A 17,012-nucleotide genomic window follows, 5' to 3' on the forward strand; every position below is an offset into this window, starting at 1 on the left:
CCCTTAGAGAACACGATGGAGTCATCAATCTCAGGAGGACACCATGCAGATCTCAGGCGAGTACGGAACGGAACTTCTGCTCCGCTATTCCGAGGAGGAGCTCAGGCGGCAACTGGAGTTCCGCCGCGTGGCCGAGGAACGTGCGGGTGAATCCGGCGGTGACGCCGGGGCAGTCGGCGCCGTCCGCCCGTCGATGCTCGCCCGCTTCGCTCGGTTCCTGTTCCGCGAGGACACCGCGGCAGGAGGGCCCGAATGGATCCGCCCCGCTCAGGGATCATCCGCGAACCCCGAGCCCGTGCTGCCGCCGGCTCGCGTCGAGGCAGCGCCGTCGGTCACGAGCGTCGGCACGGAGAGTTCAGCGGAACGCGACGATGAGCGGATGCCGGTGATGGCCGGCTCGCCGCGATGACGGCACTGCGACGGCGACTGCGACGGCGACTGCGATCGTGACGACGCCGGCGGTCGACGTCCTCGCCCGAGTGCCATCCCTCGACTCCGCTTCGGCCGGTTCGGGTGCCTCGACGCGTGTCAGTGCGTCGTGGCACGATGAACAGGTGAGGTCACCGGCGTCAAGTCCAGCCATGATCGGGCGTGAGTCCGAACTTGCGCAACTGCACGCGGTCTTTGACCAGGTCCTCACCGACCGCCCACAGGGTGTCGTCATCTCGGGCGAAGCCGGGATCGGCAAAACCCGCCTGATCGAGGAGTTTCTGGGTCTCGCATCCGTCGACGCACTTGTGCTTACCGGGCAGAGCGTCGACCTCGGTGCTGTCGGCGCCCCGTACTCTCCCATCCAGAGTGTCCTCCGCGGCCTGGTTGCCGAGCTTGGTGTAGAGGCAGTGCGCGAGGCGAGCGGTCCGGGGGCAGAGGCCCTCACCGCTCTCCTGCCCGAACTTGGCGTCCAACGCGCCGATCCGGCGGGTGCCGCGCTCAATCGACTGCACGACACTGTGGCCACGCTCGTCGAGACTGTGTCGCGGCGGACTCCCCTCGTCATCGCGATCGAAGACCTGCACTGGGCGGATGAAGGCACCCTCGACCTCCTTCGTTTCCTGCTCCGGGTACTCGGCCGTGGCCGCATTCTCGTTGTGCTCAGCTTCCGCTCCGAAGACGTGGGTCGCGGGCATCCGCTGCGTTCGCTCCTCAGCGAACTCGACAGAAGCCGCAGCGTGACCCGGGTCGAACTTGCTCGGCTCACGAAGGAGGAAGTGCGCAGGCAGGTGGCCGCGATTCTCGGATCCGAGCCCGACGACGAGGCGTTCGACAGCGTCTACGCACGCAGTGAGGGAGTGCCGTTCTTCGTCGAAGAGCTCGTCGGCTTCGGGGCGACGGGTGAAGGCGAGTTGCCCTGGACCCTGCGGGAGCTTCTGCTCGCCCGTTATGAACGACTCAGCGACGAGTCGCAACACCTGCTGCGCCTGATCTCCGCCGGGGGCGTGCGTGTCGATCACGACCTGCTGTCGGCGGTGTTTTCCGGCGAGCCCGAGCAATTGGATGCCGCGGCCAGGGAAGCGATGATCGCCAACATCCTCGTGGCCGATGAACTCAGTTACGCGTTCAGGCACGCCCTGGTCCGCGAGGCCATTCACACGGACCTGCTGCCGGGCGAGCGGACCAGATTCCATACCAGGTTCGCCGAAGCCCTCGAGGCGCTCTCGGGTGAACGTCGCGTCGCGGCAGAGATCTCCTATCACTGGCTGGCTGCCCACGACACGCAGCGTGCCTTCCCCGCGACGCTCGACGCGATGACCGAAGCTCGGGCGACCCACGCCTACGGCACGGCGGCGCAGATGGGCGAGCGGGCTCTCGAGCTGTGGGACCAAATTCCTGACGCGGAGAAGGTCGCCGGACGCCAGAAGATCGATCTCCTCGCGCAGACGGCATCCGCTCTTCGCAACGCCGGGGAGGGTGAGCGCTCGCTCGCGATGATCAACGTCGCACTCGAGGAGAGTCCCCGCACCGAGAGCCTCCGCTACGCGCGGTTGCTCAGGGACAAGGCGCTGTACCTCGGCAATACCGGCAAGCCGGGTTCGATCCCGTTGCTCAGGGAAGCCCTCGAACTGGTGCCGCCAGGCGCGACCGGAATGGCGGGCACAACCGGACTCGCGCGTGCCCCGATGAGCGCCGGTGAATTGCGATCGGCACTTCTCACCGCACTCGCCGGACGCCTGATGCTCGCGGCGCGCATGGACGAAGCAATCGAAACAGCCCGTGAAGGGCTCCGCGAAGCAACGGATGCCGGTTCAGACCGGCACGCATCGATCGCCTCGAACATTCTCGGTACGACCGAGATCAACGTCGGTCGATTCGAGGAGGGACGTGCGCATCTCGACGAGGCGCTGGCGCTCTCGCAGAACGAGACAAGTGCGCGTTTGCGTTACCGGGTCAATGCCTCCGACAGTGAATACCTCCTCGGGCACTACTCGGAGGCGGTGAGTATCGCTGAACTGGGCATCCAGCGCGCCCGCGAACTGGGCGTCGAACGCAGTTCGGGCATCATCCTCAAATCGAACGCCGTCGATCCCCTGATCGCCCTCGGACAGTGGGAACGGGCCGACCAGTACATCGACAGCGCCGTCCGCCTCCTGCCGTCGCCGACGTTCAACGCCTACCTCAACCGCGCGCGGATGTTCCTGCTGACCTGGCGGGGCGAGACCGACGCGGCGTACCGGCTATACCGCAGTGCTCGGGCGCACGCGCGTGAACTCGGTGAGTCCGAGATGCAGGTCAGGCTCAGTTTTCCGCGAGTCGCGGCGGAGCTTCACCTCGCCCGCGGCGCGGTGGCCGAGGCGTGGGACGAGATGGATGTCCTCTTCGACGGCGACCACACGCCCGTCGCCGGGTATGAACTTCCGTTGTTGGCAACGGCCGGCCGCACGCTCGCCGCCCTCAGGCGTGCTGGTGAATCTCCTGTGTCAGACGGTGCCCTGGAGAACCGACTCCGGGCGCTGGTCGGTCGGGTGGACTGGTGGCCAACGGCATCCCTCTGGTCGACGATCTTTGACGCTGAACTCTCCGGGGCGCGAGGGATGGGTGATGATCCTGATGCCTGGAAGCGTGCGGCGGAAGTCGTGGCCTCCGACCCGGCTGCGCAGGCCCACCTGCCGTCGTACACGGCCCTTCGTCTCGGGCAGGCGCTCGTCGAGGCCGGTGAACGTCACGAAGCTGTTGTCGCCCTCCGTGACGCGGTTCGCGGCGCTGAGCTGCTCGGTGCCGGTCTTGTCGGGCGCACCGCTGTCGGTGTTGCCGAGCGCGCGGGACTCACCCTCGATGACGCACCGAACAGGCGAACGACGAACGCGACGGAACTGACGCTTCGCGAGCGGCAGGTCCTCGACCTGCTCGGGCAGGGCCTGACCAACCGTCAAATCGGCGAGCGGCTCTTCATCAGCGCCAAGACGGCGAGCGTCCACGTCTCAGCGATTCTGCGGAAGCTCGGGGCCTCCAGCCGCACCGAGGCCGCGTTTCTGGCGCGCGAGTCCGCGTGACAGGCGACTCACAAGGTCAGTGGGTGCTCTATGCATCCGGCGGTTAGGCATCCGGCGGTGCTGCCGCGTGCGTGGGTGAACCGTGCAGTCTGAGTGCCGCGAGCAACGCCCGCACTCCCCCGTTGGGTGAGGTGAGCACGCGGGTCGGAAGGTCAACGCCGTGAAGCGCCTCAGCCATCGACGCCTGGGCGAGAACGAGAACATCTGAGCGGGCGGCAAATTCGATCGCTGCGTCCCTGACCAGGGCGTTGTGCCCCGCGATGTCACCCTGTTCCTGTGCGTCGGCGGCGCCATCGACGACGGTGACGTCGACGGTCACGTCGGGGTGAGCGGCCGCGAACCGTTCGAGCAGGCGGCCGGTGGGCCCGACGGTGGAAGGGCGGGTTACGAGTACTTCGATGTGCCCCGTGCGGTCTTCGCGGCGGGCCGCTTCGGTCGCGATCGCCACGGCCTGTTCGGCCATCGCCGCGTCGACCCGAACAACGGGAACCGTCGAGTTGACCTGCTCCGCAACCTCGGCGGTCGATGCGCAGGTAACGAGAATAGCCAGGGCGCCGGATGCTTCGAGGTGCCTGATGTGGGCAGCGACGCGGTTGGTGAGTTCCTGTGTCACCCCTCCGGCGGCATCCGGGTCGAGCAGCCCTGCATCCACAATATGGACTGATTCGACAGTGGGATGAGCGTCGCGGAGTGCTGAAGAGAAGGATGCTGCGAGGGCGGGATCTGTATGCAGCAGGCCGACCCGCTGTGAGTGTTGCGTGGTCATGAGTACTCCTGCCCGAGAGACCTGATCGAAGGTCGAGCACACTATGTCACAGTCCCGATCTGGCCAGAAGGGAGGATGGTCAACCCTCTCGCCGGATCATCGGTACCGCGCCGGTGGCATGATAGCCGGATTAATTCTGCTGAGAATGTCTTGCCGAGTTCTCCGTTCGCTTCTAGAGTCCCGTTGTAATGGCGCCGCAACAAGGGCGTGGTTTTCAGCTCGGTTTTTTCAGCACTGTCCTGAACCTGACACAGAGAAGAAGCATGAACAGACGAATCTTCAGGGCGTTTCGGACACGGGACCGTTCGTGACCAGCGTCGTCGGCCACGCAGAGGGCCGTGACACGAAGGCAGGCGCTCGGCGCGTGCGCCCTCGCCGGGCGCCCAAGCGAACCTACAACCGCCGCGAAGCCATCGCCGGCTATCTCTTTATCGCTCCATGGGTGATCGGGTTTCTGATCTTCACCCTCGGTGCGATGGTCTACAGCCTCATCATCTCCTTCAGTGATTACAACCTCGCGGCGAACAGCTCGACCCCCGTTGGGTTCGCAAATTACGCCCAGCTCTTCGAGGACCCGAAGGTCGGTCTCGCCCTAGGCAATACCCTCGTCTACGCGCTCATGGCCGTCCCGCTGGAAATTGCGTTCGCGTTGTTTCTGGCGATGCTGCTGGCGCGCGTCGGAAGGGGCGCAGGCTTTTTCCGCACCGTCTACTACCTGCCCAAAATGACCCCGACAGTCGCGACGGCATCCGTCTTTCTCCTGCTCCTCAACGGCAACTCGGGCGCGATCAACCAGGGACTCGGCCTCCTCGGCATCGAAGGCCCGCAGTGGCTCGTCGACCCGGCGTGGGTGAAACCGTCGATTGTGTTGATGACGCTGTGGACGGTCAGCGGAACAATGGTGATCTTTCTGGCTGCCTTGAAGAGCGTGCCCCGAGACCTGTACGAGGTGGCGTCGCTCGACGGGGCCGGGCCGGTGCGGAAATTCTTCTCGATCACCGTGCCGATGATCTCGAGCGCGATCTTTTTCAACGTGATCGTGCTCACGATCGGGGCGTTTCAGGTGTTCGACCAGGCATATCTCCTGTTCTGGCGTGACCAGTCCAACGCGTCACCGGAGTCGTCCTTGTTTTACGCGGTTTACCTGTTCCAGCAGGCGTTTCGGCAGTTCGATTTCGGGTTCGCCGCTGCGATGGCATGGCTGTTGTTCATGATCATCATGCTGATCACCTTTATTCAGATGAAGTTCGGCAACCGGTTCGTGTACTACGAGGGAGATGGCCACACATGAGCGTGACTGAGTCATCGCCGGACGCCGTCAGGCTCAAGGGCCAGGTGATCGGGGAGCAGACGGTTGCCGGGACTCCCCGAAACGGTCCGAAGGTCGACCGTTGGTACAAACCGAAGAGTGTCCTCGGCAGGGTAGTTCTCTGGATCGCACTCATCGGCTTCGGGCTGTTGTTCATGTATCCATTCGTCTGGCTTCTCGCAGCGAGCCTCAAGCCACGCGGGCAGGTTTTCGACAACTCGCTCATCCCTCGTACCTGGGTTCCTGAGAACTACGTCGAGGTCTGGGACCAGTTACCCCTGGTCAGCTGGATGTTCAACAGCCTTTCGATCGCCCTGCTCGCGGCTCTGGCGGTTGCCATTTCGAGTTCGGTTGTGGCGTTCGGCTTTGCCTACTTCAAGTTCCCGGCGCGCAACCTGCTGTTCGGGCTTGTCCTCGCGACGATGATGTTGCCGGGTGCCGTCACGATGATCCCCCAGTACCTCATCTGGAAGGAACTGGGCCTGATCGGAACGTGGGTGCCGCTCTGGGGAGCGAACCTCTTCGGGTCTGCGTTCTACATTTTCCTGCAGAGGCAGTTCTTCCTCGGGCTCCCGCGCGAGCTGTTCGAGGCCGCCCGCATCGACGGCTGCAGTTACTGGGGGCTCTTCCGCCGCATCGCGATGCCGCTGTCGATCCCGTCATTCATCATCGTCTTCGTCTTCGAGTTCCAGGCCAGCTGGAACAACCTTCAGGCGTCGCTCATCTACCTCAACGCGGGTTCGGTCGAGGGATTCACCGCACCGCTCGGGATCGCGTACGCGATGACGAAGTACAGCCCCACCGCCGGCGGTCACGGCGATTACCAGTACGTGATGGTGGCATCGCTCATCATCACCCTGCCCATGCTGTTGATCTTCGCCTTCGGCCAGCGTTACTTCATCGAGGGGGTGGCGACGCAGGGGCGAAAAGGCTGAACTTTCGCCTCCCTCACACAGAACGGGCAACCCAGCAGGGTTGCCCGTTCTGTGTGAGTCGCGTCAGACGTTACTTCACGACCTTGTCGTATGCCCGCATCGCAGCGTCCTGAGCGTCGGCGAGAGCATCCTCAGACGACTTGTCACCCAGCAGCGCCGACGTGACCGCGTTCTTCAATTCGGTCTGGATCTCCTGCCCCGCAGCGGAAGCGCCGTAGGACTCACCTTCTCCGACGACCTCGTAGAACGTGGCGATCGTCTGGTCGAAGCCGGCGTTTCCGCTCTCCTTAACGAACTGGTCGCGAATCGCCTCATCGGCGGCCGGTGATCCGGTGAACAGGCCGGTGTTGATCGCTCCCGGGCTCTCGGAGATCGTTGCCGCGCGCGCCTCTCCCGCCGCCAGCCACGCATCCTGGGAGGTGAGTTCCAGCGCCCAGGCGCAGGCGGCATCCGCATTCTTCGCCCCCACAGGGATCACGAACGCGGTACCGCTGGCGACCGAGAACGGCTCACCCTCGATGTTCTTGAACGGGACAGCCTCGATCTGGACCTCGTCCACGTACGGGCTCAGGACGTTCACGTACCACTGCGCGTTCACCTGAGCGCCGACCTGATCAGCAACGTAGGGGTTGTTGTCGCCGAACGCATCGAAGGAGTCCGTGAAGCTCCGGTATTTCGCATATCCGCCCTGGGCGTCGAACAGTTGCTTGAGGAAGTCGAGCGCCCGGGCATTCTCGGGTGAATCGAGAGCCGGCACGCCCTCGTCATCCATAATCTCGCCGCCGAAGCCGAGGAGCCATAAACCGGCCTGGTTGACACCGACGGAGTCGAAGCCGAGGACGGTCGGGTTCCCACCCGATGCGGTGTACATCTTGCCAATGGCCCCGAGGAGGACATCGGGCTTTGACGTGTCGATCTGGTCAGGGGTGACGCCTGCTGCGTCCATGACGCGTTTGTTCAGGATGATTGCCGGTGGCTGATAGAACTGGGGGACTCCCCACACTTTGTCGTCCCACTCAACGTCATCCACGACCGACTCGTAGTACTGCTCGTCAGGGTCGACGCCGTGCGTGGCGAAGCACTCGTCGAGAGGTGTGATGAGCCCTTGCGCCGCATACGTGCCGACGAATTGGCGATCCATCTGCACCACGTCCGGGACATTTCCGCTGGCGACCCTCGTCGTGAACTTCTGTGCGTCGAATGCCGTTTGGTCGATCTCAATGTCGACATCCGAGAGCTGCTTCTCGGCGTATTCGAGCCGCGACGTTCCGACGTCGTCGGCGTTGTCGAATCCCCATGCCGCCAGGGCACCGGACGGGCTGTCGCTGAATGATACCTCTGCCGTTTCGCCGCCGCCCCCGCTGCACCCCGTCAGGACGAGCACGGATGCCGCCACAGTCACCGCAATAAGCCGCTTCTGCCTCTGAACCATCGAATTCCCTTCGTTGAGTCACGAGGCCATCCGCGATCGGCCACCGTGCCGAGAAATCACCAGCGAAATCGCTGCTCAGCTGAAGTTATCGACGGCCTTAACGACCAGCAAGGGGCTTGCGCATCCGCGTGATTCCGGGTTCGCTTCTCTTTTCGGAAGCGCGGGACGAACTTCCCGCGATCGCGCGTCAGTTGGCGGTTGCGCCACCCTCGGCGAGGTAGGCGAGGCGCTGCAGCGTTTCGTTGTTGCGTGCGTGCAGCATCAGCCGTCGGACGGGTTCGGGGATGAGGCGGCCGGGGCCCTCGACGGCGTCTTCGGTGATCCGCACGACACAGTCCTCCCCGCGACGCTTCACGTCGAGGGTGACATGCGCCACTCCGATCGGCCAGCCGCGGGCACGAACCTTCATGTGCCGGGGTGGATCCCACTCCAGCACCGAGGTCGAGTCGTTGATGAGGCAGGGCCAGACGCCGAACGAGTGGAAGAGCTGAGCGCCCTCTTTGGGCCAGGAGTCATCGACGTCTCGCATCCGGGACGCACCGACGACCCAGCTCGGGTACAGCCATCCGTTGGCAAGCACCTCAAAGACGCGTTCAGGGCTCGTGTGGATGAGTCGGTAGTTGACGCTCATGGCTGCCTTCCGAGTAGCTGGTCTGGTGTGGGCGAGAGTGAGGGTGGTGTCGTGATGCCGAACCTGTCGCGGAGGGCGAGCAGTGCCGCGTTCCAGCCGGGCATTCCGTGCACGCCCGGGCCCGGTGGGGTCGACGACGAACACAGATACAGGCCGGCGAGAGGGGTCCGCCACGGGTTCAGCGAGAGGGTGGGACGGGCGACGAGCTGGAGCATGTCAACGTCGCCGGCGGAGATGTCGCCGCCGACGTAGTTGGGGTTGTACGACTCGTACTCGACGGCCGACTTATGGGCGCTGGCGAGGATCAGGTCGCGGAAACCTGGCGCGAACCGTTCGATCTGCCTGGTGATCGCCTCGGTCCGGTCCTCGGTGGATCCGGCGGGAACGTGTGTGTACGCCCACAGGGTGTGCTGGCCCTCGGGCGCTCGCGTCGAATCGAACACGCTCGGCTGCGACACGAGGACGTAGGGGTTCGACGGATGCCGTCCGCTGGCGACATCGTGCTCCGCGGCTGCGATCTCCTCGCGGGTGCCGCCCAGGTGCAGTGTGCCGGCCTCGCGCAGGGTTTCGTTGGTCCAGGGCACAGGCCCGGAGAGGGCGAAGTCGACCTTGGCGACGGCGTTGCCGTAACGGAATTTGCCCAACCGCCTGGCGTAACCGGCGGGCAGCCGGTTCCCCGCGATCTTTACGAGGCCGCGCGCGCTTGTGTCGAGCAGCACAGCCCTGGCTGGGGGCAGCTCGCGGAGGTGGGTGACCTCGGAACCGGTGACGATCTCGCCACCGTGCGCCGTGACATCCGCCGCCATCGCGTCGACGATCGACTGACTGCCACCGATCGGGACCGGCCAGCCTTCAGCGTGGGCGAGGGTGGCAAGCACGAGCCCGGCGGCGGTCGGCGCGAAGGTCGGCAGCGGTCGGATCGCGTGCGCGAGCACACCGGTGAGCAGTGCGGGGGCGGCATCGTCGTGCCAGCGCACGTTCCACAGCGGGCTGCCCTGCTCCAGGGCGCGCAGCCCGAACCTGGCCATGGTGATCGGATGCTTCGGCACGCGAAGAAGGCTGCTTCCGACGAAGCCCGCAACCGAGGAACCGTGCGAAACGAGTGGCTCGAACAGTTGCCGCCATGCGGCACCGTCACGTCCGAGGTCCTCGACGGTGCGGTCGAGGGAGTGCCAGGCGAGGCCCGCGCGTCCCGAGTCGAGGGGCTGGGCGTAGGAGAGTTCGGGAAGTGCGAACGGGATGCGGTCGGTCAGCCCGAATCGGGAGAAGAATTCCGAGGCGAGGGCCATCGGGTGAACGGCCGAGCAGGTGTCGTGGCGGAATCCTGGAAGGGTCGCCTCCGAGGTGCGTGACCCGCCGCCGATGGTGTCGGCGCGTTCGTACACGCGAACGGACAGACCGGCTCGAGCCAGTGTGACGGCGGCGGCGAGGCCGTTCGGACCCGCTCCGACAACGATTGCATCAGGCTCAGACATCCTTCGCAGTATGCCAGCGACCACTCTCAGGATCGACCCCTTGACGGGGACGCGCGCGGAGCGATTCGATTTCCGCATGCCTTCCGACATTTGCCTTCCGTTGGGACACCTGCCGTGTCGCATTCACCTTTCGTTAGGAATGTTCTGGTCAAATGGCAGTTAACACCTAGGGTGGACACCACGAGGCATCACCGCCAAACCCGATTGGACGGATTGTGATAGAGCGCACGGCCGAGTATCCGAGGCCGGACCACTTCCTTCTGCACATCAGTGACACTCACCTTCTGGCCGGAGGTAACAGGCTTTACGGCTCGGTCGACAGCGAAGAACACCTCAGGCAGGTGTTCACAGAGCTCGAAGCCTCAGGGGGTCGTCCAGAGGCCATCATCTTCACGGGGGATCTCGCCGACAAGGGCGAGCCCGACGCTTACGAGCGCATCCGGCGCATCGTGGATCCGGCGGCGAGCCGGCTCGGTTCCCAGGTCATCTGGGTCATGGGAAACCACGACAAACGAGAAGCCTTCCGCGCCGGGCTGTTCAACGAGGTGCCGACGTCGAGACCCGTTGACCGGGTGTACGACGTCAACGGCCTTCGCGTCATCACGCTCGACACCTCAGTACCGGGGCATCACCACGGCGAAGTGACGAGCGACCAGCTCGATTGGCTCGCGGAAGAGCTTTCGGTGCCGGCGCCGGACGGAACGATCCTTGCGTTGCATCACCCGCCGGTGCCGAGTGTGCTCGACCTCGCCGTGAGCGTCGAGCTTCGCGACCAGAGCGGTCTTGCTGAGGTGCTTGAGGGGTCCGACGTTCGGAGCATCCTCGGCGGTCACCTGCACTACTCGTCGATGGCGACCTTTGCGGGCATCCCGGTCTCCGTGGCATCCGCCACCTGTTACACCCAGGACCTCACGGTCCCGGTCGGCGGGACCCGCGGGCGTGACGGGGCTCGGGCGTTCAACCTCGTGCACGTGTATCCCAACACTGTGCTGCACTCGGTTGTGCCGCTCGGTTCGTTCCCCACGCTCGACTACATCGATCCGCAGGAGAGCGCCAAGCGCCTGGACGTGCTCGGCGTTCACATCGCCGAGCCGATCGCGGGCGAGCCGGTTCCGACGCACACGGCTCCGACGCCCGTTCACCGGAGCGCGCCGCCGACGGAGTCGATTCCGGTGCTGGTCTAGCTCTCCCTGGGCCGCGCGGCGTGCGTGCCGAGAACATCAGTTCCGGTCGAACGCATCAGTTGCGCGGGATGTTCTCGACCGCAAGTGATGCCCTCGCGCGACTGGAGTAATGGCATCCGCTGGTCGTCGACGCAAACGGATGCCGGGCCTGACGTCGCCGTGCGACGACCGGCTAGATCGCGTCCGTGACCGAGGCCGTGAATGATTCGGTGATGGACACCGTCACGCCCTCCTGCATCAGCTCCGGCTCTGCGCCGTGAACGGCGACTTCGGTCTCCCACGGGGCCGCGAACGGGAAGTAGTGCTCGAGGAACCGGGTGACAGCCTCCGTACGCTTCTCAACCGAGATCTCGGGCTTCGAACCGTCATTGAGGCAGAACATGTCCTGGTCGCGGCGCTTGAGCAACCGCTCCATCGACGGCAGTGACGACTTGAGTGTCGTCTCGATGTACTTCACTCGGGCATTGGTCTGCACGACCGCTCGCCCCGTCATAAGCGCGTAGTAGTGGTAGAGCGAGTTGGTCACCGAAATGTCGGTCGCCGAGCGGAACCGGCTCGCCGCCGTGCGCGCGAACTCCTCGGGGAACTCGGCCTCGAGCTCGTGCAGGACGCTCTTGCGCATGGGTGCTGCCGAGTGCTCGAGGTGCCTCGTGGTGACTTTGCCGAACCGCTCGCGGAGCAGTCCCCTGTTGACGCGAGCCGCGTTCTCGTAACCGCTGCGCGACGGGTCGCTGTCACCGAGTCCGATGCGCGTGGATGCCTCCACGAACTTCGTGATGCCACCGGGCGAGAAGAAGATGTCGGGGCTGATCGGGCGCCCGAAGAACATGTCGTCGTTCGAGTAGAGGAAGTGCTCTGAGAGCCCTTCGATGTATTGCAACTGGGCCTCGACAGCGTGCGAGTTGTGCGTCGGGAGCACACTCGTGTCCTTGAAGTGGTCCTCACTGCGGACGAGGGTGACAGCGGGGTGCTCAGCCAGCCACTCGGGGCGGGGTGAGTCGGTGACGATGAAGATGCGGCGCACCCACGGCGCGAACATGTAGACGCTCCTGAGCGCGTACTTAAGCTCGTTGATTTGCCGGAACCGGGCGTCGGAGTCGTCGCCGTCACCAACGACGTAGTTCTGCATCCGCTTCGCGCGTGCGCGCTGGAACTCTTCGCTTGAGCCGTCAACCCAGGAGAAGACCATGTCGACATCGAAGGTCACGTCGCTCGCCAGGTCCGCGAACATGTTCTGCAGGGTGGGCCAGGTCTGGCCGAACATCTCGACCGTGTCTTCGAGCGCTTCCGACCGTGGCAGCCTCCTGCGCATCAACGCGTTCTCGACGGGTGCGACGATCTCGTCCTCACCAAACCGCCAAAGTTCGAGCTGCACGGCGGTATCCGGGCCGTAACGCAACCGCCCGATCGGTTCGATGCGGGGGCGATACAGCCGGAAAACCGATGCTTTCTTGTCGCTCGCGAACGTGCCGTCCGCGAGCAGCGTCGGGGTGGCATCCGGCGTCTTACCGGGCTTTCCGCCGTCCCGGAGCGTCGCGGGGTCAATGGCCTTCGCGTAGAACGGCTCGTCCTCGTAGGCGGCGGCGAATGCGGCCGAGAGCTGCTTACGGCATTTGCGATCGACAGCGATCACCGGGTTGCCGTTGCTGCCACGCACCAGGAGATACGGGATGTCTGCATCTTCGAGCACCCGACGGATGCTGAGCAGGTCGGTGATCATGGACTCACGCGGGGTGAGGTGGCCGTTGATCAGCGTGAATTCGCCCTTACGAAGGACCACATCGTCGCGGGAAAAGCGGTTCAGGCGAGTGCCGTTTGAGAGCAGCACGAGCTCCGGTGACTCACTGATGATCGGCATCGACGCCGTGATCGGGTTATCACGGCGAAACGCATCGGCGGCGCTCTCGGTCGCCGTCTTGTGCTTCTTCGGTGTGTTAAACGTCGTCATGATCGCCACCCTTCTCGATGGGTTCGCCGTATCGGCGTGTGTGGTGCGCTCCGCATCTGCGGGCATGGCGGCGCTGCCTGCGCTGGGTCGACGGAGCGGCCGGGTGGCCGGTGTCGCAGTGCTCATTCTAAACACACCCGGCGCCGAATGACTCCTGAGCACCTCTGGACGCACTCTCAGGCCGTGACCGAACCGCGTAGGACAGCGGAAACTCGCGGATAATGGATGGTTGTAGCGTCAAGCATTAGTAGACTGGCTTCATGACTGAAGCACGCTGGCTCGATGAGGACCAACTCAACGCATGGAAGAAATTCGTTGCGGTGGTCGAGCTGTTGCCCGGCGTGCTCGACTCGCAGTTGCAACGTGACGCTGAACTCAGCCATTTCGAGTATTTCGTGCTCGCCATGCTCTCCGAGTCCCCTCACCACGTGCTTCGGATGACGGCCCTTGCGTCGGCGACGAACGCAACGCTTCCGCGGCTCTCGCACGTGGCATCCCGACTGGAGAAGAAGGGGTACATCGAACGCCGGCCGTGCGCCGAGGACAAGCGTGCGACAAACGCACACCTCACCGACGCGGGGATGGCGAAAGTGGTGGCGACGGCGCCCGGTCACGTGAACACTGTGAGGGACAACGTCATCGACCCGCTGGACGCCGCGGACATCGCAGATCTCGATCGCATCATGGGGCGAATTCTCGACACCCTCGATCCCGACCACAGGTTCGCCAGGCAAGCGCGCTGAGGCTGTCAGCGCCGGTCGAGCTCGGATAGGGACTGAGCGAGAATTGGGAAATGACTGAAGCCGGCGAGTTCATCGACGCGGCTCTGCAGCGGGAGACCGCGTGGACGCCGCCCGCCGACGACCGGGACTCGACTGGGCTGGGATCGTACGGCGCGTCGGTCGGTGCCGTGCGGGGTACGGTTCGGGATGCCATGCGCAAATACCGCGGGATGTCGCACGACGAGATCACCGCTCTGGCATCCGAGCTCTGGCGGCCTCCGATCTACGAACGTCGGCTCGCTGCGGTCGTGTTGCTGCAGTCACACGTGGCGGTTCTCGATAACTCGGACCTGACCAGGATCGAAGGGTTCCTCCGTGACGGACGTGCTCGCTCGCTGGTCGATCCGCTCGCGACAGACGTCGTCGGGCCGATGATCGAGCACCTGGATGACGTGGGTCAGAGCAAAGCGCGTGCGGCCCTTGACCGCTGGCTCGGAGAGAACAACGTGTGGCTCCGTCGCGCCGCGATCCTCGCCCCGCTCCGCGCGTTGCGTGCCGGGACGGGCGACCCCGAGCGGTTTGCGCGCCAGGCCAGGGCAGTTCTCGCCGAACCGTACGCCAGTGAGATCGTCAGCGAGGCCATCGACCTCGTGCTGGATGCCCTGGCGACGTGAGGCCAGGGCCGGAGATACCGCGCGGGAGATCCCACCGGCGACGTGTCCGGCATCCGACGTGTCCGGCATCCGTCCCCCGGATAGTGGCTCGCGGAGCACCCGTCAAGGCCTGTGCCCGCGCATGGCCCAGGGCGTAACGTGGCAGGCCCCGAAAGGAGCACGATGACTGAGAATATCTCTGGCAAGAAGGTCGCATTTCTGCTGACCGATGGTTTTGAAGACTCCGAGCTGACGAGCCCATGGCAGGCGGTGACGGATGCCGGTGGCGAGGCAGTTCTCGTCTCACCGAAGATCGGCACGATCGAGGGTAAGAACGGGCACGAGCAGGACGTTGACGTGCGTTCGGCCGACGCGTCAGCCTCGAAGTTCGACGCGCTCATGCTGCCCGGCGGTGTCGTCAACGCCGATCACCTGCGCATGGACGATGACTCGGTCGCGTTTGCCAAGAGCTTCTTCGAGGAGCACAAGCCGGTTGGCGTCATCTGCCACGGCGCGTGGATCCTGATCGAGGCCGGCGTCGTCCGTGGCCGCGAACTCACGAGCTACCCGAGCCTCAAGACCGACCTGATCAACGCCGGAGCGAACTGGGTCGACGAAGAAGTCGTCGTCGACAGCGGCTTCGTTTCGAGCAGGACACCCGATGACCTGCCGGCGTTCAACGCCAAGTTCGTCGAAGAGATCGCCGAGGGCGAGCACTCCGGGCAGACCGCGTAGTCTCTCCGGTCACCATCAGAGGCGCCGCCGGATTCAGCGTCCGATCACCCGCGTGATTGTCATCACGAGGATCACCCGATCGGCGCTGTCCGGCGGCGCTTCTTGCGTGGCATTGCCGTAACGCTTGCCGAGTCGCACGTAGAACGCCCCGGTGGGGTCCGGGCGCACCTCGGCGAGCTCTCCGCGCAGCTCGATGTAGCTCAGCGGGTTCTCCGGATCGAAGATCGAGAACGCCATCGACGGGTTCTTCTGCAGGTTGCGGAACTTGGCCCGCTTGGTCGTGTGCGTGAACAGCAGGTTCTCACCGTCGAACTCGAACCACATCGGGTTGACCTGCGCGGTGCCGTCGGGTCGCACTGTGGCGAGGCTGCCGAAGTTTGCATCGGTCAGCAGGTGCCGGAGATGCTGCGGGATCTCAACTGTCATGTTCCCAAGTTACGCGTCGCGTTATCCACAGGCATCCGTTTGTCCACAGATCCCGGATGCCGTCGGCCGGGCGCAGCGCGCAGGTCGAGTATCGAGCCATGACAGACATCAGCGCCTCGACGGCGAATCAGCAACCGCTCGACACAGACGAGCTCATTGAACAACGGGTGAGCGCCCTCATCGGCCGCGCCGCCCGACGGCAGCTCTGGCTGCTCTTTCTCGACGACGATGATGTGCAGCTGCCCATGCTCGTCCCGATCGACGACTTTCCGGTGCAGCCCCGCCCCGCGGACGCCCATGCTCTGGCCTCCGGCGTGGCGGCCATCATGGAGTCCGCGGGGGCGGTCCGGGTGATTCTCGTGTGGGAGCGATACGCGGGCGCTGACCTCACCCAGCTCGATCGGGCGTGGGCGCGGCAGTTGAATGCCGAATGTGCCGCGGCCGGCGTGCCGGTTCGAGCTCAATTGCTGAGCCACAAGCGCGGGGTGCGGTGGATCGCTCCTGACGACTACCTGGCTTGAGGGGCAGCCTAGAGGTCGACCGACTTGTTGTCGCCGATGTCGGGCTGGTTCCCGGTCACCACGGCTTTTGCGATCTTGAACATGGTCACAACGCCTGGTTCGTTCAACGCCCAGTACTCGGCCGACTGCGCGCTGACCTTGATCAGGGCGACCGTCGGGTCGTCCTTGCCGTCGGGGAACCAGGCCTCGAGAGCGGGGCTCCACAGTTCGTTGATCTTGTCGCGGTCGTGCACGAGCGTCGCCGACCCCGAGATCGAGAGGTAGCCCTTGCCCGACTCGAAAGCGGCGTTGACCTGGTCGTTCGAGCGGATGTCTTCCACCTTCGAACTCGGATCCTGGGTGAAGAACCAGAGGTCACCGTCGAAGTCGGACTCCTGGGTCGCAAGCGGACGGCTGTGCAGCTGGCCGCTCGGCGTGACCGTGGTGAGCAGTGCAATCTTCGACGCCTTGACCAGCCTGGCGATCGTGACCATGTCGTCGTCTTCGGCGGCGTGGAATTCTGGCGAAGACGGATCGGTGGTTTCCTCGGCGGTGCTCGGCGCTGTCACCGCGTCACTGATGCCGGCGTCGATGAGCCCGTCGTCAGTGGTGGTTGTCACCTCAGCCGTGTCGTTGGGGTCCGGGATCGTGTCGGCGCCGTGCGCAGCATCGGTGCGGCCGTATGCCGTGTTGACGGTGTCTGCGCTGGTGCCAATGGGTTCACCGGCGGCGCCTGTCGTACCCGGGGAGCCCGGCGTCCCTGAGTGTCCGGCACGGGTTGAATCGAATGGGTTGTTCAACGTCATCG

The 17,012-nt window shown here is 64.7% G+C and carries 16 protein-coding genes; 9 read left to right on the forward strand and 7 right to left on the reverse strand.

The window, feature by feature from the left end; all coding sequences use genetic code 11:
- Positions 1-43 precede the first annotated feature (43 nt).
- Positions 44-409, forward strand: coding sequence for a hypothetical protein (locus AC1C2N_RS05850; protein ID WP_495433235.1), 366 nt, complete (start codon positions 44-46; stop codon positions 407-409).
- A gap of 37 nt (positions 410-446) precedes the next feature.
- Positions 447-3,488: an ATP-binding protein gene (locus AC1C2N_RS05855; RefSeq protein WP_495433236.1), complete on the forward strand. Its 3,042-nt coding sequence runs from the start codon at positions 447-449 to the stop codon at positions 3,486-3,488.
- A gap of 43 nt (positions 3,489-3,531) precedes the next feature.
- Here the strand turns inward: AC1C2N_RS05855 and AC1C2N_RS05860 are convergent, their stop codons facing one another.
- Positions 3,532-4,254, reverse strand: a complete 723-nt coding sequence (locus AC1C2N_RS05860) for a hypothetical protein (protein WP_495433237.1) — start codon at positions 4,252-4,254, stop codon at positions 3,532-3,534.
- A 364-nt stretch (positions 4,255-4,618) separates the two neighbouring features.
- Between AC1C2N_RS05860 and AC1C2N_RS05865 the strand changes: the two genes are divergently transcribed.
- Both AC1C2N_RS05865 and AC1C2N_RS05870 read left to right on the forward strand, forming a co-directional pair.
- On the forward strand, positions 4,619-5,545 hold the full coding sequence (locus tag AC1C2N_RS05865) for a carbohydrate ABC transporter permease (protein WP_495433734.1): 927 nt from the start codon (positions 4,619-4,621) through the stop codon (positions 5,543-5,545).
- Positions 5,542-6,498, forward strand: coding sequence for a carbohydrate ABC transporter permease (locus tag AC1C2N_RS05870; protein WP_483406509.1), 957 nt, complete (start codon positions 5,542-5,544; stop codon positions 6,496-6,498). The genes AC1C2N_RS05865 and AC1C2N_RS05870 overlap by 4 nt, the downstream gene beginning before the upstream one ends.
- Before the next feature lie 70 nt (positions 6,499-6,568).
- Here AC1C2N_RS05870 and AC1C2N_RS05875 read toward each other — a convergent pair whose 3' ends face one another.
- From AC1C2N_RS05875 to AC1C2N_RS05885, 3 genes are all read right to left on the reverse strand, one after another.
- Positions 6,569-7,930 carry an ABC transporter substrate-binding protein gene (locus AC1C2N_RS05875; protein ID WP_495433238.1) on the reverse strand — a complete coding sequence of 454 codons (1,362 nt, stop codon included), beginning with the start codon at positions 7,928-7,930 and terminating at the stop codon, positions 6,569-6,571.
- Positions 7,931-8,117: 187 nt separating this feature from the next.
- Positions 8,118-8,561: an SRPBCC family protein gene (locus tag AC1C2N_RS05880; RefSeq protein ID WP_483406507.1), complete on the reverse strand. Its 444-nt coding sequence runs from the start codon at positions 8,559-8,561 to the stop codon at positions 8,118-8,120.
- Positions 8,558-10,036 (reverse strand): phytoene desaturase family protein, encoded by a 1,479-nt coding sequence (locus AC1C2N_RS05885; protein WP_483406506.1) that lies wholly within the window; start codon positions 10,034-10,036, stop codon positions 8,558-8,560. Before AC1C2N_RS05885 ends, AC1C2N_RS05880 begins: the two co-directional genes overlap by 4 nt.
- A 215-nt stretch (positions 10,037-10,251) precedes the next feature.
- Between AC1C2N_RS05885 and AC1C2N_RS05890 the strand changes: the two genes are divergently transcribed.
- Positions 10,252-11,220 carry a phosphodiesterase gene (locus AC1C2N_RS05890; protein WP_483406505.1) on the forward strand — a complete coding sequence of 323 codons (969 nt, stop codon included), beginning with the start codon at positions 10,252-10,254 and terminating at the stop codon, positions 11,218-11,220.
- A gap of 172 nt (positions 11,221-11,392) precedes the next feature.
- Here AC1C2N_RS05890 and AC1C2N_RS05895 read toward each other — a convergent pair whose 3' ends face one another.
- On the reverse strand, positions 11,393-13,168 hold the full coding sequence (locus AC1C2N_RS05895) for a stealth family protein (RefSeq protein ID WP_495433239.1): 1,776 nt from the start codon (positions 13,166-13,168) through the stop codon (positions 11,393-11,395).
- A gap of 260 nt (positions 13,169-13,428) precedes the next feature.
- Here AC1C2N_RS05895 and AC1C2N_RS05900 point away from each other — a divergent pair, with 260 nt between their 5' ends.
- The 3 genes from AC1C2N_RS05900 (at position 13,429) to AC1C2N_RS05910 (ending at position 15,278) form a co-directional block, all read left to right on the forward strand.
- Positions 13,429-13,911, forward strand: coding sequence for a MarR family winged helix-turn-helix transcriptional regulator (locus AC1C2N_RS05900; RefSeq protein WP_495433240.1), 483 nt, complete (start codon positions 13,429-13,431; stop codon positions 13,909-13,911).
- A gap of 50 nt (positions 13,912-13,961) precedes the next feature.
- On the forward strand, positions 13,962-14,564 hold the full coding sequence (locus tag AC1C2N_RS05905; RefSeq protein ID WP_495433241.1) for a DNA alkylation repair protein: 603 nt from the start codon (positions 13,962-13,964) through the stop codon (positions 14,562-14,564).
- Between the two features lie 162 nt (positions 14,565-14,726).
- Positions 14,727-15,278 carry a type 1 glutamine amidotransferase domain-containing protein gene (locus AC1C2N_RS05910; RefSeq protein WP_483406501.1) on the forward strand — a complete coding sequence of 184 codons (552 nt, stop codon included), beginning with the start codon at positions 14,727-14,729 and terminating at the stop codon, positions 15,276-15,278.
- 33 nt (positions 15,279-15,311) lie between these two features.
- Here AC1C2N_RS05910 and AC1C2N_RS05915 read toward each other — a convergent pair whose 3' ends face one another.
- Positions 15,312-15,704 carry a PPOX class F420-dependent oxidoreductase gene (locus AC1C2N_RS05915; protein WP_495433242.1) on the reverse strand — a complete coding sequence of 131 codons (393 nt, stop codon included), beginning with the start codon at positions 15,702-15,704 and terminating at the stop codon, positions 15,312-15,314.
- Positions 15,705-15,802: 98 nt separating this feature from the next.
- Between AC1C2N_RS05915 and AC1C2N_RS05920 the strand changes: the two genes are divergently transcribed.
- Positions 15,803-16,225 carry a hypothetical protein gene (locus AC1C2N_RS05920; protein ID WP_495433243.1) on the forward strand — a complete coding sequence of 141 codons (423 nt, stop codon included), beginning with the start codon at positions 15,803-15,805 and terminating at the stop codon, positions 16,223-16,225.
- A gap of 8 nt (positions 16,226-16,233) precedes the next feature.
- Here the strand turns inward: AC1C2N_RS05920 and AC1C2N_RS05925 are convergent, their stop codons facing one another.
- Positions 16,234-17,010, reverse strand: coding sequence for a pyridoxamine 5'-phosphate oxidase family protein (locus AC1C2N_RS05925; protein WP_483406498.1), 777 nt, complete (start codon positions 17,008-17,010; stop codon positions 16,234-16,236).
- Between the last annotated feature and the right edge of the window lie 2 nt (positions 17,011-17,012).

Source organism: Mycetocola sp. Y791 (genome assembly GCF_059445325.1).